The 17788-nt window shown below is 71.0% G+C and carries 15 protein-coding genes and 1 pseudogene; 11 read left to right on the forward strand and 5 right to left on the reverse strand.

Going from position 1 to position 17788, the window contains the following annotated elements; all coding sequences use genetic code 11:
• Nucleotides 1-48: 48 nt before the first annotated feature.
• The gene (nadA, locus tag E4N63_RS24315) at nucleotides 49-1236 is read right to left on the reverse strand and encodes a quinolinate synthase NadA (RefSeq protein WP_125623085.1); all 1188 of its coding nucleotides are present in this window, start codon (nucleotides 1234-1236) and stop codon (nucleotides 49-51) included.
• Between the two features lie 257 nt (nucleotides 1237-1493).
• Here nadA and E4N63_RS24320 point away from each other — a divergent pair, with 257 nt between their 5' ends.
• Nucleotides 1494-1850, forward strand: coding sequence for an iron-sulfur cluster assembly accessory protein (locus tag E4N63_RS24320; RefSeq protein WP_030543065.1), 357 nt, complete (start codon nucleotides 1494-1496; stop codon nucleotides 1848-1850).
• A 99-nt stretch (nucleotides 1851-1949) separates the two neighbouring features.
• On the opposite strand, the gene E4N63_RS24325 is transcribed toward E4N63_RS24320, so the two are convergent.
• The gene (locus tag E4N63_RS24325) at nucleotides 1950-3614 is read right to left on the reverse strand and encodes a hypothetical protein (protein ID WP_125623086.1); all 1665 of its coding nucleotides are present in this window, start codon (nucleotides 3612-3614) and stop codon (nucleotides 1950-1952) included.
• Between the two features lie 160 nt (nucleotides 3615-3774).
• Entirely contained in the window at nucleotides 3775-4014 is a 240-nt protein-coding gene (locus tag E4N63_RS24330; protein ID WP_230241697.1) for a hypothetical protein, read from the reverse strand.
• Between the two features lie 178 nt (nucleotides 4015-4192).
• On the opposite strand from E4N63_RS24330, the gene E4N63_RS24335 reads away from it, so the two are divergent.
• Nucleotides 4193-5167 (forward strand): carbohydrate kinase family protein, encoded by a 975-nt coding sequence (locus tag E4N63_RS24335; protein ID WP_125623088.1) that lies wholly within the window; start codon nucleotides 4193-4195, stop codon nucleotides 5165-5167.
• Between the two features lie 30 nt (nucleotides 5168-5197).
• Here the strand turns inward: E4N63_RS24335 and E4N63_RS24340 are convergent.
• A pseudogene (locus tag E4N63_RS24340) lies at nucleotides 5198-6740 on the reverse strand (cysteine desulfurase/sulfurtransferase TusA family protein).
• Between the two features lie 300 nt (nucleotides 6741-7040).
• Between E4N63_RS24340 and coxB the strand changes: the two are divergent.
• From coxB to E4N63_RS24365, 4 genes are all read left to right on the forward strand, one after another.
• A complete protein-coding gene (gene coxB / locus E4N63_RS24350) occupies nucleotides 7041-8003 on the forward strand; it encodes a cytochrome c oxidase subunit II (RefSeq protein WP_019709409.1) in 963 nt (320 codons plus the stop codon).
• The gene (gene ctaD / locus E4N63_RS24355) at nucleotides 8000-9736 is read left to right on the forward strand and encodes a cytochrome c oxidase subunit I (protein ID WP_230241698.1); all 1737 of its coding nucleotides are present in this window, start codon (nucleotides 8000-8002) and stop codon (nucleotides 9734-9736) included. Before coxB ends, ctaD begins: the two co-directional genes overlap by 4 nt.
• Nucleotides 9733-10131, forward strand: a complete 399-nt coding sequence (locus tag E4N63_RS24360; RefSeq protein WP_125623091.1) for a cytochrome c oxidase subunit 4 — start codon at nucleotides 9733-9735, stop codon at nucleotides 10129-10131. The genes ctaD and E4N63_RS24360 overlap by 4 nt, the downstream gene beginning before the upstream one ends.
• A 109-nt stretch (nucleotides 10132-10240) precedes the next feature.
• The gene (locus tag E4N63_RS24365; RefSeq protein WP_125623092.1) at nucleotides 10241-11497 is read left to right on the forward strand and encodes an Ig-like domain-containing protein; all 1257 of its coding nucleotides are present in this window, start codon (nucleotides 10241-10243) and stop codon (nucleotides 11495-11497) included.
• Between the two features lie 9 nt (nucleotides 11498-11506).
• Here E4N63_RS24365 and E4N63_RS24370 read toward each other — a convergent pair whose 3' ends face one another.
• Complete coding sequence (locus E4N63_RS24370) at nucleotides 11507-11908, reverse strand: hypothetical protein (RefSeq protein ID WP_125623093.1); 402 nt, start codon at nucleotides 11906-11908, stop codon at nucleotides 11507-11509.
• Nucleotides 11909-12215: 307 nt separating this feature from the next.
• Here E4N63_RS24370 and E4N63_RS24375 point away from each other — a divergent pair, with 307 nt between their 5' ends.
• The 5 genes from E4N63_RS24375 (at nucleotide 12216) to trpD (ending at nucleotide 17719) form a co-directional block, all read left to right on the forward strand.
• The gene (locus E4N63_RS24375) at nucleotides 12216-12836 is read left to right on the forward strand and encodes a heme-copper oxidase subunit III (RefSeq protein WP_125623094.1); all 621 of its coding nucleotides are present in this window, start codon (nucleotides 12216-12218) and stop codon (nucleotides 12834-12836) included.
• 71 nt (nucleotides 12837-12907) lie between these two features.
• Nucleotides 12908-13717 (forward strand): c-type cytochrome, encoded by an 810-nt coding sequence (locus tag E4N63_RS24380; protein ID WP_125623095.1) that lies wholly within the window; start codon nucleotides 12908-12910, stop codon nucleotides 13715-13717.
• Nucleotides 13714-14781 carry a ubiquinol-cytochrome c reductase iron-sulfur subunit gene (locus E4N63_RS24385; RefSeq protein WP_125623096.1) on the forward strand — a complete coding sequence of 356 codons (1068 nt, stop codon included), beginning with the start codon at nucleotides 13714-13716 and terminating at the stop codon, nucleotides 14779-14781. Before E4N63_RS24380 ends, E4N63_RS24385 begins: the two co-directional genes overlap by 4 nt.
• Nucleotides 14778-16409, forward strand: coding sequence for a ubiquinol-cytochrome c reductase cytochrome b subunit (locus E4N63_RS24390; RefSeq protein ID WP_125623097.1), 1632 nt, complete (start codon nucleotides 14778-14780; stop codon nucleotides 16407-16409). Before E4N63_RS24385 ends, E4N63_RS24390 begins: the two co-directional genes overlap by 4 nt.
• A 245-nt stretch (nucleotides 16410-16654) precedes the next feature.
• Nucleotides 16655-17719 carry an anthranilate phosphoribosyltransferase gene (gene trpD, locus E4N63_RS24395; RefSeq protein WP_125623098.1) on the forward strand — a complete coding sequence of 355 codons (1065 nt, stop codon included), beginning with the start codon at nucleotides 16655-16657 and terminating at the stop codon, nucleotides 17717-17719.
• Nucleotides 17720-17788 lie beyond the last annotated feature (69 nt).

The raw sequence follows: 17788 nt of genomic DNA on the forward strand, positions 1-17788 counted from the left end.
GCACCGTCCTGGTGCGGGGCGGGCCGCCCGCTCGCCTTCGGGCCGTGGTTACGGCAGGGCGAGCATCCGCTCCAGCGCGACCTTCGCGTACTTCTCCGTCTCCGGGTCCACCTGGATGCGGTTGACGACCCTGCCGTCCGCCAGTGACTCCAGGGCCCAGACCAGGTGCGGCAGATCGATCCGGTTCATCGTCGAACAGAAGCAGACCGTCTTGTCGAGGAAGGAGATCTGCTTGTCCTCGGCGGCGAAACGGTTCGCCAGCCGGCGGACGAGGTTGAGCTCCGTGCCGATCGCCCACTTCGACCCGGCGGGCGCGGCCTCCAGGGTCTTGATGATGTACTCCGTCGACCCGACGTAGTCGGCCGCGGCGACGACCTCGTGGCGGCACTCCGGGTGCACCAGGACATTGACGCCCGGAACCCGCTCGCGCACCTCGTTGACCGAGTCCAGCGAGAAGCGGCCGTGCACCGAGCAGTGCCCGCGCCACAGGATCATCTTCGCGGAGCGCAGCTCCTCGGTGGTCAGCCCGCCGTTCGGCTTGTGCGGGTTGTAGACCACGCAGTCGTCGAGGGACAGGCCCAGGTCGCGTACGGCGGTGTTGCGGCCGAGGTGCTGGTCGGGGAGGAAGAGCACCCGCTCGCCCTGCTCGAACGCCCAGTCGAGTGCCCGCCTGGCGTTGGAGGAGGTGCAGATCGTGCCGCCGTTGCGCCCGGTGAAGGCCTTGATGTCGGCGGAGGAGTTCATGTACGAGACGGGCACGGTCGAGCCGGCTATGCCCGCGTCGGTCAGCACGTCCCAGCACTCGGCGACCTGCTCGGCGCCGGCCATGTCGGCCATCGAGCAGCCCGCGGCGAGGTCGGGGAGGACGACCTGCTGGGCGTCGCCGGTGAGGATGTCCGCGGACTCGGCCATGAAGTGCACGCCGCAGAAGACGATGTACTCGGCCTGTGGCCGTGCGGCGGCCTCCCGGGCGAGCTTGAAGGAGTCACCGGTCACATCGGCGAACTGGATGACCTCGTCCCGCTGGTAGTGGTGGCCGAGGACGAAGACCTTGTCCCCGAGCTTCGCCTTGGCCGCCGCGGCGCGGGCCACGAGGTCCGGGTCGGACGGCGCGGGCAGATCGCCGGGGCATTCCACACCGCGTTCGCTCCCGGGATCGGCCTCGCGGCCGAGCAGGAGGAGAGCGAGCGGTGTCGGAGACACGTCGAGAGGCTGGGCGGTGGTCACTGCACGCACCTTTTCCTGTTCTGCAGACACCCTTTTCGTCTGAATGACGCTATCTATCATAACCGCTTCACGTCACGTTGACGATGGCGCTTGTGTCGATGTGACGCATCCGTCCGGCGGGCGGGCCCGGCCGGAACTGTCTCCTTCCGGGCGGGTGTGCGAGCATGAACAGCGGAAGTGATGGCGATACCGCCGCCCGGAATGAATCCGGGGCGCCGTGGGTTGAGCCGACGGCAAGCGATCCGTACAACCCGGGAGAGAAGCAGATGTCCGTTCAGGACGAGAAGACCACCGCGAGTGACGGCATCCTCCTGTCCGACGCGGCCGCGAGCAAGGTCAAGGCGCTGCTGGAGCAGGAGGGCCGCGACGACCTCGCGCTGCGGGTCGCGGTGCAGCCCGGGGGCTGTTCCGGTCTCCGCTACCAGCTCTTCTTCGACGAGCGTTCCCTCGACGGCGACGTCGTGAAGGACTTCGACGGGGTCAAGGTCGTCACCGACCGGATGAGCGCTCCCTACCTGGGCGGTGCCTCCATCGACTTCGTCGACACCATCGAGAAGCAGGGCTTCACCATCGACAACCCCAACGCCACCGGTTCCTGCGCCTGCGGCGACTCGTTCAGCTGACCCGGCCGGCCGGACGCGGGACATACCGGAGGCGGCGGACCGCACGGTCCGCCGCCTCCGGCGTGCCCGGCCGTTCCCGCCGCGGGAGGCCGGGGCCGCTCACTTCTCCCGCGGGACGCGCTCGCCGTCCGCGGCGTCCACGACCCGGCGGTCGCCCAGCGGCTCCTTGAGCTCCACCGTCTCCTTCATCATCTTCGCCATCTTGACGCAGGCGCGGCCCGGTTCCTTCTCGGTGCCGGTGATCCGGACGGTGACCCGCTGCTCGGTGCTCTCGGCCGACAGTTCGTAGTCGGTGCAGACCCCGCCCCAGAAACGGACCGTCAGCTTCCGGCCGTCCGCACTGTAGGTCTCCACCCGGGTCAGGGCCTTGTCGCCGCCCGGCTCGCCCGGCTCGGCGGGCCCGGAGGTCGGCCGGTCCCCGGGGGCGGACGAGCCGCCGTTCCCCGCGATGTGCTCCGGCTTCACCGCCGGATAGGTCACCGTGAAGGTGTCCCCCTCGCCCGCGCCCGGCGCCTCCACGGCGAACAGCCAGGCGGGCACCAGGGCCTGCTTCCCGGCCACGAAATGCGCCGCGTAGCCGAAGACGGCCTTCCGTACCGTGGCCGGCTCGGGCTTCGCCGGGGTGGTCCGGCCCGGCTCGCTCCGCTCGGTGTCCTGTCCGCCGGAACCCTCCCGGGCTGGGCCGTCCTGTGCGGGATCGTCCTGCCCGGACCGGACCGGCGCGGGCAGGGTGCTCGGCGCGGTGGCGGGCTCCCCGCAGGACGGGCTCCCCGGTTCGGAGCCGTCCGCGTGCGGCACCGCCGAGGCGCAGCCGCCGATGCCGACCCGTCCGCCGCCGGCGGACCTGTTGAGCCGCTCCAGTGCCTCCTCCGCGCCCAGCACCGGATACTCGGGGCCCTTCTCGAGCTCCGCCAGATGCCCGCTGCCGCCGACCACATCACCCCCCGGCCCGATCCGCAGGCCGGTGTGCCAGCCGTAGGTGGGCAGACCGTCCACCACCGGGTCGGCGTTCACCACCCGTACGGCGCCCATGGCCGTACCGGCGTCCAGAGCGGCGTCCGCCAGGCCGGCGGCCTTCAGTACGGGCCCGGCGGCGCGCTTCGCCTCCGCCTCGGAGACGGGCTTGCCCTCGGCGGGACCGTCCGGCGGCAGGGGGCACTTCGTGGACGAGGAGGAGCTGTCCGAGCCGGACCCCTTCCCGGGCCCGTCCTTCTCCTCCTTCTCCGGCCCGGCCGGCGGCTCCGCGCAGTCGTCGCTGCCGCCCGGGCCGAAGCGCTGGTACGTCCAGGTGCCGGGAGCGTTCCTGGCGACGTCCAGCTTCGGGCCCGCCGCGTCCCGGAGCGGACCGAACTTCCAGGTGTCACCGGCCAGTCGCGCCGGACCCGGCACGTCCAGGGCCCGCGCCAGCCGCTCGGCGGCGGCGCGGCCGACCTCGCCCCGGGGATGGTGCACGGGGGCGGCGTCCGGGCCGTCCGGAAGCTCGCCCTCCGCGACGTAGGTGCGGCCGGCGGGGTCCGGTTCGCCGGGGGCGACCCCCGGGCCCTCCGCCGCTCCGCCGTATCCGTCCAGCCGCAGGGGCGGGGGATCGCCCGCCGCGGGCGCCGAACCGCCGTCGCCCGCGGTGGAGGCCCAGTACGCCCCGCCACCGCCGGCGAGCAGCACCGCCACCGCGACCGACGCGGCGATGATCGTGGAACGCCGCTGCCGCGGCCTGTCCGGGGCGTGCTGCTCCGGTGCGTCCTCCGGAGGTCGCTGGGTGCTCACCGCATCGCTCCTATCGCTCCGCTCGACGCGGGACGGCGGCGCGCGCCGGTCCGCGTATCGGTCCCTCTCGCGCCCCTTGACCGGGACACGCCGATGGGACGGAGCGGAGGAGCGTACGGTTCCCCCTTTCGGGTGCGGGGATTCCGCTATCCGGACGGGCTCAGTCGCCGTACTCCGACATTCCGTCCAGAAGCCGCGCGGAGGAGGCGGGGACCCGGACACCGTGGATCCGCGACGGCGGTACGGGCTCGGCGTGCGCCGCGGCGCACGCCCGCCAGTGCGGGGCCATCCGCGAGCAGTCGCCGCGGAGTTCGGCCAGTCCGCCGTCCAGCTCCAGCGGCGTGGGGTCGGTGGTGACCGGCAGCGCGGGGGATCCGGAGTGGTGCGGTGTGATCGGCATGACGACTCCTGGGCCGGGCTGGGAACCGCACAGGCGGAACGCCTGTCTCCTCGCACCGTATGCATCCGGACCCGGGCGAAGAAAGCTCTACTATCGGGTAGTTTTCACCGGTCGGAGGCGCCGCCCGGACCGGGTAGCGTGAACCGTCCCCTTCCGCCGCCCGCAGGAGAAGCCAGCCGTGCGTATCGCTGTCACCGGCTCCATCGCCACCGACCATCTGATGACCTTCCCCGGCCGCTTCGCCGACCAGCTCGTCGCCGACCAGCTCCACACGGTCTCGCTCTCCTTCCTGGTCGACGCCCTGGAGGTGCGGCGCGGCGGAGTCGGCGCCAACATCTCCTTCGGCATGGGGCAGCTCGGAGTCCGCCCCGTCCTGGTCGGCGCCGCCGGACCGGACTTCGACGAGTACCGCGCCTGGCTGGAGCGGCACGGCGTGGACACCGGCTCGGTGCGGATCTCCGAGATGCTGCACACCGCCCGCTTCGTCTGCACCACGGACACCGACCACAACCAGATCGGCTCCTTCTACACGGGCGCGATGAGCGAGGCCCGCCTGATCGAGCTGAAGTCGGTCGCCGACCGGGTCGGAGGGCTGGACCTCGTCCTCATCGGCGCGAACGACCCGGAGGCGATGCTCCGCCACACCGAGGAGTGCCGGACCCGGAACATCCCCTTCGCCGCCGACTTCTCCCAGCAGATCGCCCGGATGACCGGCGAGGACATCCGGATACTCCTCGACGGCGCCACCTATCTCTTCGCCAACGAGTACGAGAAGGGGCTCATCGAGTCCAAGACCGGCTGGACCTCCGAGGAGATCCTGGGCCGGGTCGGCACCCGTGTCACCACCCTCGGGGCCAACGGCGTGCGGATCGAGCGGAGCGGGGAGGAGCCGATCGAGGTCGGCACCGCCGAGGAGGAGACCAAGGCCGACCCGACCGGCGTCGGCGACGCCTTCCGCGCCGGCTTCCTGGCGGGCGTCGCCTGGGGCGTCGGCCTGGAGCGCGCCGCCCAGATCGGCTGCATGCTGGCGACCCTCGTCATCGAGACCGTCGGCACCCAGGAGTACGAACTGCGCCGCGCCCACTTCATGGACCGCTTCACCAAGGCGTACGGCCACGAGGCCGCGGCCGAGGTCCGGGCCCACCTGACCTGAGCCGGCGGGCTCCCCGGGGACTGTCCGGTCCTAAGCCCGGCGGCGCACCAGGTACACCGCACCGCGCTCCGCCGGGCGTTCGCCCGCGTACTCCTGGTTCCGCATGGCGCACCAGGCCGGGATGTCCAGGCGCGCGGCCTCGTCGTCGGCCAGGACGGCGACCAGCGCGCCGTCCGGGACCTCCCCGATGACCTTGGCGAGCTCGATCACCGGGATCGGGCACCGCCGTCCCAGCGCGTCCACGGTCAGCGCGGGCTCTTCGGCACCGGGCCCCTCCGCTCCGGCCGCTTCCGGAGCGGCTCCTTCCGCGGGCTCGGCCCGCTCTGCCGCGGCCCGCTCCGGCGCCGGAACGCCGGGGGAGGCGGCGGACGCGGCGTCCGGCCCCGCGACGGAAGCGGCACCGGCCGCCCCCGCCCGGCGCCCGCCGGGCCCGCGGCCTCCTCCCCGGCAGGGCGCCCAGCCGCCGGCCCCTCGCCCACCGTCTCCGGCAGGACGGCGAGGAACCGCTCGACGTCCTCCGCGGCGGTCCCGGCCGGCAGGGACACCCGGACGTTGCCCTCGGACAGCACCCCCATGGCGCGGAGCACATGACTGGGCACCAGAGTGCTCGCCGTGCAGGAGGAGCCCGAGGAGACCGAGAAGCCTCGCCGGTCCAGTCCGTGCAGCAGGGCCTCCCCGTCGACATAGAGACAGGAGAAGGTGACGAGATGCGGCAGCCGCCGCACCGGATCGCCCACCACCTCGACATCCGGCACCAGTTCCGGCACCCGCGCCCGGATCCGGTCCACCAGGGCCCGCAGCCGCGCCGCCTCCCCCTCCGCCTCCTGCCGCACGGCGCGGAGCGAAGCGGCCGCGGCCAGCACCGCCGGGATGTTCGGGAAGCCCGGGGCGCGGCCCGACTCCCGCTCGTCCGCCGGCCCGCGCGGCGCGAACCGCACGCCCTTCCGTACGGCCAGCAGCCCGACCCCGGCGGCCCGCCCCACTTGTGGGCGCTCGCCGTCAGCAGCGACCAGCCGCCGTCCACCGGCCCCCACGCCAGCGACTGTGCGGCGTCCACGAGCAGCGGCACCCCGGCGTCCCGGCACGCCTCGGCGACCTCGGCCACCGGCTGCTCGGTGCCCACCTCGTGGTTGGCGGACTGGAGGCAGGCGAGCGCGGTGTCCTCGCGCAGCGCCCCGGCGTAGCGCCCGGCGTCCACCCGGCCGGTCCGGTCCACGCCGACCTCCTCCACGGTGCCGCCGTCCGCGGCGTGGGCGGCGGCAGACTGCAGGACGCAGGAGTGTTCCACGGCCGAGACGAGCAGATGCCGCCCGGCGCGCCGGCGGCCCGCGAGGGCGCCGGCCACCCCGTCGTGCACCGCCCGGGTGCCGGAGGAGGTGAAGACCAGTTCGTCGGGCCGGCAGCAGGCCGCCTCGGCGGCGGTCTCCCGGGCCGCGTCGAGCAGCATCCGGGCGCGCCGGCCCTCGCGGTGGAGCCGGGCCGGGTCGGCCCAGCCCTCGTCGAGCGCGGCGAGCAGGGCCTGCCGGGCGACGGGGTGGAGCGGCACGGAGGAGGCGGAGTCGAAGTAGGCCACGCCCCGACGCTAACCCCTGCCCGGCGGGTCCGACACGCCCGTCCCGTACAGGCGCCCGGGCAGGGCCGTTCCCGGCCCCGCGACCTCCCGAAAGGCCCCCGCCCACGGGGTGCGGAGGGCCGCGTTCCCCACCTCCTGGGAGTCGCGCGGCGCGTTGGGCACCCTCCCCGCGCGACGTGAAATGGCGTCCAGTAGGGTTTGGTCCGCATAAACATCCAAACCCCTGCCCGCGACAAGGGCCGGCGACCGAACGCAGAGACGGCCGCAGGTCGGCGGGCGAGACTCTCGGGAAGGCGCTACGTGAGTCCCAACGGCTCCGACCGCTCGTCGCGGCGCCCGATGCGGCGGAAGCTGCCGCAGGCGCTTGCCGCGGGCCTGGTCCTGGTGACCGCCACCGGTTGCACATACGAGGACTTCCCCCGCCTCGGAATGCCCACCCCCATCACAGAAGAGGCGCCGCGGATCCTCTCCCTGTGGCAGGGATCCTGGGCCGCCGCGCTCGCCGTGGGCGTGCTCGTCTGGGGCCTGATCCTGTGGAGTGTCATCTTCCACCGGCGTTCCAGGACCAAGGTCGAGGTTCCCCGGCAGACCCGGTACAACATGCCGATCGAGGCGCTCTACACGGTGGTCCCGCTGATCATCGTCTCCGTGCTCTTCTACTTCACTGCGCGTGACGAGAGCGAGCTGCTGAAGACCTCCAAGGAGCCCGACCACGTCATCAACGTGGTGGGCTACCAGTGGAGCTGGGGCTTCAACTACATGGAGGACGTGGACGGCGACCCGGCGACGCCCGGGGCGCTGCCCAAGGAGGTCTCCTCCATCGCGGAGAAGAAGCTGGAAGGCGTCCCCGAGGGCGCCGAGGGCGTCTACGACGCCGGCACGCCCGGCGACCGCAACCCGCAGAACGGCAACCCGGGCCCGACCCTGTGGCTGCCCAAGGGCGAGTCGGTCAAGTTCATCCTGACCTCGCGGGACGTCATCCACTCCTTCTGGGTGGTGCCGTTCCTGATGAAGCAGGACGTCATCCCGGGCCACACCAACCAGTTCCAGGTGACTCCGGAGAAGGAGGGCACCTACATGGGCAAGTGCGCCGAGCTGTGCGGTGTCGACCACGCCCGGATGCTCTTCAACGTGAAGATCGTCTCTCCGGAGCGCTACCAGCAGCACCTGAAGGACCTGGCGGAGAAGGGCCAGACCGGCTACATCCCTGCGGGTATCACCCAGTCTGATGCCGCCAAGAACGCGGAGACGAACAACCCATGAGCATCCTCAACGAACCCCAGGGTGCCGCTGCCGCAGCGACGGCTGCCGCAGCACCGCCCGTGCGCGTCAGGAAACCCGGGAGTGCCGTGGTCGACTGGCTGACGACCACCGACCACAAGAAGATCGGCACGCTCTACCTGGTCACCTCGTTCTTCTTCTTCTGTGTCGGCGGCGTCCTGGCGCTCGTCATGCGCGCGGAACTCGCCCGGCCCGGTACGCAGCTGGTCTCGAACGAGCAGTTCAACCAGGCGTTCACGATGCACGGCACGATCATGCTGCTGATGTTCGCGACGCCGCTCTTCGCCGGTTTCGCCAACTGGATCATGCCGCTGCAGATCGGCTCGCCCGACGTGGCGTTCCCGCGGCTGAACATGTTCGCGTACTGGCTGTACCTCTTCGGCTCGCTGATCGCGGTCGCCGGTTTCCTCACCCCGCAGGGCGCCGCGGACTTCGGCTGGTTCGCCTACACCCCGCTGTCCGACGCCGTCCGCTCGCCGGGTGTCGGCGGCGACATGTGGATCATGGGCCTGGCCTTCTCCGGCTTCGGCACGATCCTCGGTTCGGTCAACTTCATCACCACGATCATCTGCATGCGCGCTCCCGGCATGACGATGTTCCGGATGCCGATCTTCACCTGGAACGTGCTGCTGACCGCGGTGCTGGCGATCATCGTCTTCCCGGTGCTGGCCGCCGCGCTGTTCGCCCTGGAGGCGGACCGCCAGTTCGGCTCGCACATCTTCGACGCGGCCAACGGCGGGGCGCTGCTGTGGCAGCACCTCTTCTGGTTCTTCGGCCACCCCGAGGTGTACATCATCGCGCTGCCGTTCTTCGGCATCGTCTCGGAGATCATCCCGGTCTTCAGCCGGAAGCCGATGTTCGGCTACATCGGCCTGATCGCCGCGACGATGGCGATCGCGGGCCTCTCGGTGACCGTCTGGGCGCACCACATGTACGTCACGGGCGGCGTCCTGCTCCCGTTCTTCTCCTTCATGACGCTGCTGATCGCGGTGCCGACCGGTGTGAAGTTCTTCAACTGGATCGGCACCATGTGGAAGGGCAGCCTGAGCTTCGAGACCCCGATGCTCTGGACCGTCGGCTTCCTGATCACCTTCGTGTTCGGTGGCCTCACCGGCGTCATCCTGGCCTCGCCGCCGCTGGACTTCCACGTGTCGGACTCGTACTTCGTGGTGGCGCACTTCCACTACGTGGTCTTCGGCACCGTCGTCTTCGCGATGTTCGCCGGATTCCACTTCTGGTGGCCGAAGTTCACCGGCAAGATGCTGGACGAGCGGCTCGGCAAGATCACCTTCTGGACGCTGTTCGTGGGCTTCCACGGCACGTTCCTGGTGCAGCACTGGCTGGGCGTGGAGGGCATGCCGCGGCGTTACGCGGACTACCTCGCCGCGGACGGCTTCACCGCGCTGAACACGGTCTCGACGATCGCCTCGTTCCTGCTCGGCCTGTCGCTCCTGCCGTTCTTCTACAACGTCTGGAAGACCGCCAAGTACGCGCCGAAGGTCGAGGTCGACGACCCCTGGGGCTACGGCCGTTCGCTCGAATGGGCGACGTCCTGCCCGCCCCCGCGGCACAACTTCCTCAGCCTGCCGCGGATCCGCTCCGAATCCCCGGCCTTCGACCTGCACCACCCGGAGATCGCCGAGATCGACGCACTCGAAGCCCGGGAAGCGGTGGCCGGCAAGGCCCTCGCCGGTGACAAGGAGGCCGCGAAGTGAAGATCCAGGGACACGTCTTCCTCTGGCTGTCGCTCTTCTTCCTGGTCGTCACGGTGGTCTACGGCCTGTGGTCGAGGGAGCCGGTCGGCACCACGGCGCTCTTCCTCTCCTTCGGCCTGACCGTCATGGTCGGCTTCTACCTGGCCTTCACGGCCCGCCGCGTGGACACCGGCGCCCAGGACAACCTGGACGCCGATGTCGCGGACGACGCCGGGGAGCTGGGCTTCTTCAGCCCGCACAGCTGGCAGCCGCTCTCGCTGGCCATCGGTTCCGCGCTCGCCTTCATGGGCGTCATCTTCGGCTGGTGGCTGCTGTACTTCTCGGCACCGATCGTCCTCATCGGACTCTTCGGCTGGGTGTTCGAGTACTACCGCGGTGAGAACGCCACCCAGTAGCGCACCACCGCACGCACACGCGCCGGGCCCGGAAGCAGCCGCTTCCGGGCCCGACCCGTTTGGCCCATCCGCCGCGCCGGACCGCCCGGCATTTCATAGCTTGTGGCTTATGAACCACAACCCGCGCATACGCACCGTCCTGGGCAGCGGCCTGCTGATAGGCGGGCTGGTCACGGCCACCGCCGCCTGCGGCGGCTCCGGACCCTCCCTGACCGCCAAGCCCTACGACGCCACCGGCCAGATAGCCTTCAGCGGCGACGGGAGCGAGGGGCGCGCCCTCGACCCGGACAAGCCGCTGGAGATCACCGCCAGAAGCGGCGGCGGACGGATCACCGACGTGACCGCCACCGACACCGCGGGCCACCGAATACGCGGCGAGCTCAACGACGACGGAACCCGCTGGCGCAGCACCTCCCAGCTGACCGCCGGTGTCCGCTACACCCTCCGCGTGAGCACCGAGAACCGCGGCGGCGCCCCGGGGCTGCGCGTCATCCACTTCGAGACCGCGCCCGCCGACCGCCGGCTGCGCGTCACCTTCGGCCCGGACGCCGGGACCTACGGCGTCGGCCAGCCCATCACCGCCGAACTCAGCCGTCCCGTCCGGGACCGCGCGGCGCGCGGCCGCGTCGAGAGCTCCCTGCAGGTCGTCTCACGGCCCCGCGTGGCCGGCGCCTGGCACTGGGTGGACGAGAAGACGCTGCACTACCGGCCACGCGACTTCTGGCCCGCTCACGCCACCATCGAGGTGCGCAGCGCCCTGGGCGGCGTCAAGGCCGAGAAGGGGCTGAGGGGCGGCTCCTCGAAGCCGCTGCGGATCCGCACCGGCCCACGCGTCGAGGCGGTCACCAACGCCCGCACCCACACTCTGACCTTCAAGCGCGACGGCAAGGTCGTCCGCACCATTCCGGTCACCACGGGCAAGCCCGGCTTCGAGACCCGCAACGGAACCAAGATCGTCCTGGCCAAGGAGGCCTTTGTCAGGATGCGCGGCACCAGCGTGGGCATCGCGGCGGGCAGCGCCGAGTCCTACGACCTGCCGGTGCACTGGGCCGTCCGGGTGACCTGGAGCGGCGAGTACGTGCACGCGGCGCCGTGGTCCGTCGGCTCGCAGGGCTCCGCCAACGTCAGCCACGGCTGCACGGGCATGAGCATGGCCAACGCCAAGTGGTTCTTCGACCACGTGCGGCTCGGCGACATCGTCAAGGTCGTCGGCAGCGAGGGCGAGACGATGACACCGTTCGACAACGGTTTCGGCGACTGGAACCTGGACTGGGCGAAGTGGTCGGCGGGCAGCGCCCTCCACGGCCCCGCCGAGCGGGAGGATGCCGGACCGGCCGAACCGGCCCGGCTGCGCCCCCAGTTCTGAGACCGGGGCTCAGGCGTCCACGGCGGGCCGGGCGCGCAGCAGGCCCGCCAGGGCGCCGGCGAACTCCACCGGGTCGACCGGGTGGGTCACCGCGGCCTCGGCCCGGCTCCAGGTGGCCAGCCAGGCGTCCTGCGGGCGGCCGATCAGCAGCAGTACGGGCGGGCAGTCGAAGATCTCGTCCTTGATCTGCCGGCAGACGCCCATGCCGCCCGCGGGCGCCGTCTCGCCGTCCAGCACGCAGACGTCGATCCCGCCGGCGTCCAGGGCGCTCAGCACGGCCGGCAGCGTGGCGCACTCCAGGAACTCCACCGGGGGCACGTCGGCGGCCGGGCGCTTGCCCGCCGCCAGTCGCACCTGCTCGCGCGTCCTCGCGTTGTCGCTGTAGACCAGGACCGTGGCGGTCGGCTGCATCGTTCCTCCAGGCTTGCGGCGTACGGACGGCACGGTGGTGTGTGGAGCCGTTGCGGCGGATGCTACTCCGCCGGAGCGGCGGGGAGGAGGGGTGGGCGGATCCAAGATCCCGGCCGGGCCGGACGGTCCGGTTCCGCACGGGGCGCCCGGGCCGGCGACGGCCGCGGCACCGGGCCGCCCGGGGCCCGTGGAAGCCTCCGTTCCGCCGCCCCGCGGAGCCCGCGGAATGGGCCGGAAGAGCAGCGTGTAAGGCCTTGACACACCGAACGGCACCCCCGGGGTGAGCGCCGGATAAGCGACCGACATAATGTCGGTCGTGGCGACAGCAACGACAGTAGACACCGGGCACGCGCACCCGTCGGTCAATCGACCGAACCTCACCAGCGTCGGAACCATCATCTGGCTGAGTTCCGAGCTGATGTTCTTCGCGGCCCTCTTCGCGATGTACTTCACCCTGCGATCGGTGACCGGAGCCGAGTTCTGGTCGGAAAAGGCGGACGCACTCAACTTCCCGTTCGCGGCGGCCAACACCACGATCCTGGTGCTCTCCTCCCTCACCTGCCAGCTCGGCGTCTTCGCCGCCGAGCGCGGTGACGTGAAGAAGCTCCGCTCGTGGTTCGTGGTCACCTTCATCATGGGCGCCGTCTTCATCGGCGGCCAGATCTTCGAGTACACCGAGCTGGTGAAGCACGAGGGACTCTCGCTCTCGTCGGACCCGTACGGCTCGGCGTTCTACCTGACCACCGGCTTCCACGGACTGCACGTGACGGGCGGACTCATCGCCTTCCTGCTGGTCCTGGCCCGGACCTACGCGGCCAAGAGGTTCACCCACGAGCAGGCCACGTCGGCCATCGTCGTGTCGTACTACTGGCACTTCGTCGACGTCGTCTGGATCGGCCTCTTCGCCACGATCTACATGATCAAGTAACCGGTCCGACGGACCCGCACCACACCAAGCCAGAAGCATCGACGCAGAAGATCCTGACACCGGGGTAATCCGTGAAAAAGCTCTCCGCACGACGGCGCCATCCGCTGGCGGCGCTTGTCGTCCTACTCTTCGCGCTGGCGGTCACCGGGGGGCTGTACGCGGCGTTCGCACCCGCGGACAAGGCCCAGGCCGACACCACCGCTCAGTCCCTTGCCATCAAGGAGGGCAAGCAGCTCTACACCACAGGCTGCGCGAGCTGCCATGGCACGGGCGGTCAGGGGACCTCCGACGGCCCGAGCCTGGTCGGAGTCGGCGCCGCCGCGGTCGACTTCCAGGTCGGCACCGGCCGGATGCCCATGCAGCAGCCGGGCGCCCAGGCGCCGAAGAAGCCGGTGGTCTACTCGCAGGCCGAGATCGACCAGATGGCCGCGTACATCGCCTCGCTCGGCCCCGGCCCGGCCGTGCCGGCGAAGGAGGCCTACGACCCCGAGGGCGCGGACATCGCCAAGGGCGGGGAGCTCTTCCGCACCAACTGCGCGCAGTGCCACAACTTCACGGGCCAGGGCGGCGCCCTGACCGAGGGCAAGTACGCCCCGAACCTCGACGGCGTCTCGAACAAGCACATCTACGAGGCCATGCTGACCGGCCCGCAGGCCATGCCCGTGTTCCCCGACTCGACGACGCCCGAGCAGGACAAGCGGGACATCATCGCCTACATCAACACGGTGAACGGTGAGGATTCGGCCAACCCGGGCGGCCTGGAGCTGGGCGGCTTCGGTCCGGTCACCGAGGGCCTGTTCGCCTGGACCTTCGGCCTCGGCGCGATGATCGCTGTCGCCATCTGGGTCGCCGCCCGGACCGCAAAGGCCAGGAAGTCATGAGCGAGACTGGATCGAACAAAGACGTGTCCCAAGAATCCCTGCCGAGTGAGCGGCCGACGGCTCACGAGGGCGTGACGGCGACCGCGGAGCATCCGTTCGCGGACCCGGGCCTGCCGCCCCACCAGCCCCGCATCCAGGACATCGACGAGCGGGCCGCCAAGCGCTCCGAGCGCACCGTCGCCCTGCTCTTCGTCGTCTCCATGCTGGCCACGATCGGCTTCATCGCCAGCTACGTGGTGTTCCCGATCGACAAGATCGTGTACATCTTCCCGTTCGGTCACGTCAGCGCGCTGAACTTCGCCCTGGGCCTCACCCTCGGCACCGCGCTGTTCTGCATCGGCGCCGGCGCGGTCCACTGGGCCCGCACGCTGATGTCGGACGTGGAGACCGCGGACGAGCGGCACCCGATCGGCGCCGAGTCCGAGGCCAAGGCCACGGTTATGGCCGACTTCCGGCAGGGCGCCGCCGAGTCCGGCTTCGGCCGGCGGAAGCTGCTCCGCAACACCCTCTTCGGCGCGGTGGCCCTGGTGCCGCTCTCCGGCGTGGTGCTGCTGCGCGACCTCGGCCCGCTGCCCGGCGACAAGCTCCGGCACACGCTGTGGGCCAAGGGCAAGCTGCTGGTCAACCAGAACACCAACGAGCCGCTGCGGCCGGAGGACATCCCGGTCGGATCGCTGACCTTCGTCAAGCCCGAGGGCCTGGAGGAGGACGACCACGAGTTCAACGTGGAGATCGCCAAGGCCGCCGTGATGGTCGTCCGGATTCAGCCGGAGGACATCAAGGACAAGAAGGAGCTCGACTGGTCGCACGAGGGCATCGTGGCGTACTCGCGGATCTGTACCCACGTCGGCTGCCCGGTGACCCTGTACGAGCAGTCCACCCACCACGTGCTCTGCCCGTGCCATCAGTCGACCTTCGACATGGCCGACGGCGCGCGGGTGATCTTCGGCCCGGCGGGCCACGCCCTGCCGCAGCTGCGGATCGGTGTCAACCAGGACGGCTACCTCGAAGCCCTCGGTGACTTCGCGGAGCCCGTCGGCCCGAGTTTCTGGGAGCGCGGATGAGTACGGCGACCGACAACCGGCGCAAGGCGCCCGCGGGAGAGCGGGTCGCCGACTGGGCGGACGGACGGCTGGGGATCTACACCCTGGCCAAGAGCAACATGCGCAAGATCTTCCCGGACCACTGGTCCTTCATGCTGGGCGAGGTCGCGCTCTACAGCTTCATCATCATCATCCTCACGGGTGTGTATCTGACGCTGTTCTTCGTGCCCAGCATGGCCGAGGTGGAGTACCACGGCGCCTACGTCCCGATGCACGGCGTCCGGATGACGGAGGCCTACGCCTCCACCCTCGACATCAACTTCGACGTGCGCGGCGGTCTGCTCATCCGGCAGATCCACCACTGGGCGGCCCTGATCTTCCTGGCCTCCATGTTCGTGCACATGATGCGGGTGTTCTTCACCGGCGCCTTCCGCAAGCCGCGCGAGGTCAACTGGGTTTTCGGCTTCCTGCTGTTCGTGCTCGGCATGTTCACCGGCTTCACCGGCTACTCGCTCCCGGACGACCTGCTCTCCGGTACCGGTGTCCGGTTCATGGAGGGCGCGATCCTGGCGACGCCGGTCGTCGGCACGTACCTGTCGATGTTCCTCTTCGGCGGGGAGTTCCCCGGCACCGACGTGATCCCGCGGTTCTTCGCGGCCCACGTCCTGCTGCTGCCGGGCATCATGCTCGGCCTGCTGGTGGCGCACCTGATCCTGGTCTTCTACCACAAGCACACCCAGTTCCCGGGCCCCGGCAAGACCAACACCAACGTGGTCGGCATGCCGCTGCTGCCGGTCTACATGGCCAAGGCCGGAGGCTTCTTCTTCCTGGTCTTCGGTGTGATCGCGGTCCTCTCCGCGCTCTTCACCATCAACCCGATCTGGGCGCTCGGCCCGTACCGGCCCGACCAGGTGTCCACCGGCGCCCAGCCCGACTGGTACATGGGCTTCTCCGAGGGACTCATCCGGGCCATGCCCGCCTGGGAGTTCGTGCTGCCGGGCGGCTACACGCTCAACCTCGGCGTGGCCATCCCGCTGGTGATCGTCTTCCCGCTGGTGCTGACCGTGATCGCGGTCTACCCGTTCATCGAGTCCTGGGTCACCGGCGACAAGCGGGAGCACCACATCCTGGACCGGCCGCGGAACGCCCCGACGCGTACCGCCATCGGCGCGGCCTGGATCAGCTGGTACCTGGTGATGCTGCTGGGCGGCGGCAACGACATCTTCGCCATCCACTTCGACATGTCGATCAACGCGGTCACCTGGTTCGTGCGGATCGCCTTCTTCGTGGTGCCGGTGATCGTCTTCATCGTCACCAAGCGGATCTGCCTCGGCCTCCAGCGCCGGGACCGGGACAAGGTGCTGCACGGCCGCGAGGCCGGCATCATCAAGCGCCTGCCGCACGGTGAGTTCGTCGAGGTGCACGAGCCGCTCTCGCAGGAGCAGCTCCACACCCTCACCCAGCACGAGCAGCCCAAGCCGCTGGAGATCGGCCCCGAGGTCGACGAGAACGGCGTACGGCGCAAGGTGCCGCGGAGCCAGAAGCTGCGGGCCCGCCTCTCGCGCGGCTGGTACGGCGAGGGCTCCCAGATCCCCAAGGCGACCCCGGAGGAGTTCAAGGAGATCCAGAGCGGCCACGGCCACCACTGAGGCCGCACCCGCGGTCGCCACACAGCCCCGGGCCCCGGCCCGTCCCCTCGTGGGGCGGACCGGGGCCCGCGGTCCGTCCGCGGCCGCGGGGTCCATACGGGCGGTCCGCGGGGGCGGTCCGTGCCGCGACCGTCCCGCAGTACGGGCACCGGCCCGTGCCGGGCGCCCGCCCCGTTAGGCTGGGCCGGGGCCCGCCGCGGCCGGCCCCCAGGCCACCCCTTCCCCATGGACTCCAGGAGCGGACCATGAACGTTGTGACCCCGGCAGGCGGCGGCAGCGTGGCGGCCCGCACCTGGCCCGACGTGCTGACCGCACTGCTCGACGGCAGGAACCTCGGCGCCGAGGACACCGCCTGGGCCATGGACCGGATCATGAGGGGCGCGGCCACCGACGCCCAGATCGCCGGCTTCGCGGTCGCGCTTCGGGCCAAGGGCGAGACGGTCGCCGAGCTGTCCGGGCTGGTCCGCACCATGTACGAGCACGCCCGGCTGATCGAGGTCCCCGGGGACAGCGTCGACATCGTCGGCACCGGCGGAGACCGCGCCCGTACGGTCAACATCTCCACCATGTCCGCGATCGTGGTCGCGGGCACGGGCGCCAAGGTGGTCAAGCACGGCAACCGCGCCTCCTCCTCGGCGAGCGGCGCCTCCGACGTGCTGGAGAAGCTCGGCGTCAACCTCGAACTCCCGCCGCGGCGGGTGGCCGAGGTGGCCGAGGAGGCGGGGATCACCTTCTGCTTCGCGGTGAAGTTCCACCCGTCGCTCCGTCATGTGGCGGCGGCCCGGCGGGAACTGGGAATCCCCACCACCTTCAACTTCCTCGGCCCGCTGACCAACCCGGCGCGCGTCACCGCGCAGGCGACCGGTGTGGCCAGCGCCCGGATGGCGCCGATCATGGCGGGCGTCCTCGCCGAACGGGGCTCCTCCGCGCTGGTGTTCCGGGGCGACGACGGGCTGGACGAGCTGACGGTCACCTCCACCTCGCAGGTGTGGATCGTCCGGGAGGGCACGGTGCGTCAGGAGTCCTTCGACCCGCGGGACGTGGGCGTCGGTCTGGTGCCCGTCGAGGCGCTGCGCGGGGCGGACGCCTCGTACAACGCGGATGTCGCGCGCCGGCTGCTGGCGGGCGAGAAGGGCCCGGTGCGGGACGCGGTGCTGCTCAACTCGGCCGCCGCCCTCGCCGCCCTCCACCCGGCGGACACACCGCTCACCGAGCAGATCGCCGAGGGCATGGCCCGGGCCGCCGAGTCGATCGACTCCGGCGCCGCCCTCCGGACGCTGGAGCGCTGGGTCGCCGCGAGCCATGTGTGACCCCGCGGTTCCGCCGGCTCCCGGGGGCCGGCGGAACCGCGGCGGGCCGCCGGCCGGGGGTTCCTCCTC

It is taken from the genome of Streptomyces sp. MNU89 (assembly GCF_020982505.1).
Lineage (GTDB): Bacteria > Actinomycetota > Actinomycetes > Streptomycetales > Streptomycetaceae > Streptomyces > Streptomyces xinghaiensis.

Excerpts from the sequence above, each read along its gene's own strand:
- E4N63_RS24320 (WP_030543065.1), top strand. The coding sequence starts at position 1,494 with ATGTCCGTTCAGGACGAGAAGACCACCGCGAGTGACGGCATCCTCCTG.
- E4N63_RS24330 (WP_230241697.1), bottom strand. The coding sequence starts at position 4,014 with ATGCCGATCACACCGCACCACTCCGGATCCCCCGCGCTGCCGGTCACC.
- ctaD (WP_230241698.1), top strand. The coding sequence starts at position 8,000 with ATGAGCATCCTCAACGAACCCCAGGGTGCCGCTGCCGCAGCGACGGCT.
- E4N63_RS24365 (WP_125623092.1), top strand. The coding sequence starts at position 10,241 with ATGAACCACAACCCGCGCATACGCACCGTCCTGGGCAGCGGCCTGCTG.
- E4N63_RS24370 (WP_125623093.1), bottom strand. The coding sequence starts at position 11,908 with ATGCAGCCGACCGCCACGGTCCTGGTCTACAGCGACAACGCGAGGACG.
- E4N63_RS24375 (WP_125623094.1), top strand. The coding sequence starts at position 12,216 with ATGTCGGTCGTGGCGACAGCAACGACAGTAGACACCGGGCACGCGCAC.
- E4N63_RS24385 (WP_125623096.1), top strand. The coding sequence starts at position 13,714 with ATGAGCGAGACTGGATCGAACAAAGACGTGTCCCAAGAATCCCTGCCG.
- E4N63_RS24390 (WP_125623097.1), top strand. The coding sequence starts at position 14,778 with ATGAGTACGGCGACCGACAACCGGCGCAAGGCGCCCGCGGGAGAGCGG.
- trpD (WP_125623098.1), top strand. The coding sequence starts at position 16,655 with ATGAACGTTGTGACCCCGGCAGGCGGCGGCAGCGTGGCGGCCCGCACC.